At 53.4% G+C, this 2,378-nt stretch carries 4 protein-coding genes; all 4 read right to left on the bottom strand.

Annotated features, from left to right (window positions below; all coding sequences use genetic code 11):
• Positions 1-342: transposase domain-containing protein (locus ACYVD0_RS14715; protein WP_460427497.1), on the bottom strand; the 342-nt coding region annotated here is incomplete at its 3' end.
• A gap of 19 nt (positions 343-361) precedes the next feature.
• Entirely contained in the window at positions 362-721 is a 360-nt protein-coding gene (gene tnpB / locus ACYVD0_RS14710; RefSeq protein WP_460427496.1) for an IS66 family insertion sequence element accessory protein TnpB, read from the bottom strand.
• Between the two features lie 186 nt (positions 722-907).
• Entirely contained in the window at positions 908-1,330 is a 423-nt protein-coding gene (locus ACYVD0_RS14705) for a hypothetical protein (protein ID WP_460427495.1), read from the bottom strand.
• 131 nt (positions 1,331-1,461) lie between these two features.
• Positions 1,462-2,378: ComEC/Rec2 family competence protein (locus ACYVD0_RS14700; protein WP_460427494.1), on the bottom strand; the 917-nt coding region annotated here is incomplete at its 5' end.

Genomic DNA, 2,378 nt, shown 5'->3' with positions numbered 1-2,378 from the left:
CTCCACCCGTGGCAGTTCGGCCGGCAGTGGTTTGCGTTTGCCACGGCGCTTGATCGGGGCGACGCCTTCTTCGGCCTCGGCGATCTCTTGTGCTTCGGCTTCAATGGCAGGCGCCGGCTCTTCGGCCAACTGCTCGGCTTCGTTGAACATCGCCAGTTGCGGTGAGTCCGGGTCGATACTGCACTCGGATTTCGGGCCGAACAGGCGTTGACGCAGCAGGGCGACCTGTTCCTGAAGCTGTTCTATGCGAGCATCCTTTGCCGACATCTGCTCGTTCGCCGACAGCAATAACTGCTTGAGCAAAAGCGGATCGTCGGGAAGGGTGTCGGGCATAAAGGTCATGGAGCCGGATTATACCGGCTCAGGCCACATAGCGCGGCCTCAACACCCGGTGCGGGCGGTTGCGCCAGAGGTCGAAGCCATCCAGCAGCCAGTTCAACTCCTCGGCGCTGAGGACGATGGCCTCGTCGCTGGGCTCTGGCGGCACCTTGAAGCGCTCGGCCTCCAGGCGCTTGAGCCAGAGACAGAAGCCGTTGCGCTCCCAGTACAGGATCTTCACCCGATTGCGCGCCCGGTTGAGAAACACGAACAGCACCGGATCGAACACCGCCACCTGGATATCCAGCTCGACCAGGGCGGCGAGGCCGTCGATGGATTTCCGGAAATCGACAGGCTTGGGATAGAGGTAGACCTTTTCGACCTTGGCGTCGGGTCGCATCATGATGACGGGCTCCAGAAAGAAATCGGGAGCACAGCATCGGCGGGCCTTTACCTCGGTTGAAGATGGGGTTCATGGAGCGCTTTCCGTCGAAACAGTACAGCTCGGTGTCTTCGCGCTCCTCCCACTGCCGAAGCTCTGCCAGCAGGCCTTGTGTGGCGCGGAAGCCGCTCTCGTTACGCCGCCCTTTCAGCGACCGCCGGGCACGCTTGAAGCTATACCCCAGATTTCAAAGCCCGCTTGACCGTGGCTGTGCAGGAGGTTTTGCCGGTTTCCTGCTGCAGGCGTGCCTGGACGGTTCTTATCCGGTGGGGATGCTCGGCCACCAGGGCTTGCAGCCGTTTCCGGTCGCACTCGTCGTAGATGGCCGGCCGACCGCTGCGGGCCTTGTCCCTGAGCCCCTCCAGGCCATCGGCTTGCCAGGCATCGAACCAGATGCGACACGGTCTCGCGCGTGACCGCCAGAATGTCGCTGATCGGGTTGATGCCGTAGCCCTTGTGACTGAGCACGATGGCATGGACACGACGGCGCAAGGCCGGCTTCTCGCCTTGCGTATAGGCATCCATCAACGCCTGGAAGTCTGTGTCGGCAAGAGGCGACACGAATTTCATGGGGGGCTCCGGTAGCCACTGGGACAAGGCAACCAGTATGCCGGAAAATTTCCGTTCAGATACTTAACGTTTGGTTAAGGGGCGGGCTTTAGCCCGTCCCAGTGAGCGCAGCGAGCGATTTGAACCATTTGTTAGCGTTTCGGACCATGATTGATCTTGTTAATTCTTGCTCTGATCGTATCAGAGTTGTTTTTTAGGAAGCTCGACTTGCGGGCATAAAAATCGTATTGACTTGAAACTTCCGCGCTTCCAGTCTTTAAATTTACTACTCTGTAGTGCCCTGTATGAGTTCCAGTGGAAAATATCACTACATCGCCAGTCTTTGTGGTAAACAACTGTACTTCGTTTTTATGCAATAGATCTCTTATTTCTTGCTTCGGGTGTTTAAATTTATTGGCATAATCAGCGCTAGCGATTGCGACAGTTGGGCTAACTGCTTTGATAAAGGCGGATGTTGTAAAGCCATTGTTTGCACCATGGTGCGCTAGGATCATGACGTCTGCTTCTTTATTAATTGTTCTCTGCCTTCTAAGGCCGGATGCAATATTATTGCATTCAACATCACCAAGGCTTAATACATTAAATGAACCTGATCTAAAGTGCTTGACGGTTGAATTGTTGTTTGAGCTGTTTTCATCGATGAATTTCGGATGGTGTAAGGTGTCTCGATAGCCGTAATTTTCAGCATTTTCTAGGCTTGAAATATATTCGGGTGTGACGCTCACGATTTTTCTTCGACTTTTCTCTTTTGCCTCATATGCAAGAATTATTCTAAGGCTTTCTTTTCCTGAATCTGTGTGTGGTTCGTACCCAGGGTATTCTATTTTTCTTGGATTGAATTTCTCAAGTATTTTCTCAAGTTGCGGCGGTGAGCAGTGATCCGTGTCCCAAGAAGTAATATGCAGGTTTTCTATTCCATCGGCATTGCATAGCCTAATTTCTTGATTATTAACGCGGCAATCAAATTCACGATATAAAGGGACATGAAAAAGATCGATGCCCGAAAGCTCTCTCGAGAAACTCAGGACCAGATGCGACGCCTGGCCAT

The sequence above is a fragment of the Azotobacter armeniacus genome (genome assembly GCF_054779355.1).
Note: the sequence above shows the minus strand (reverse complement) of the source record. Positions and strands in the feature narration are given on the sequence as shown.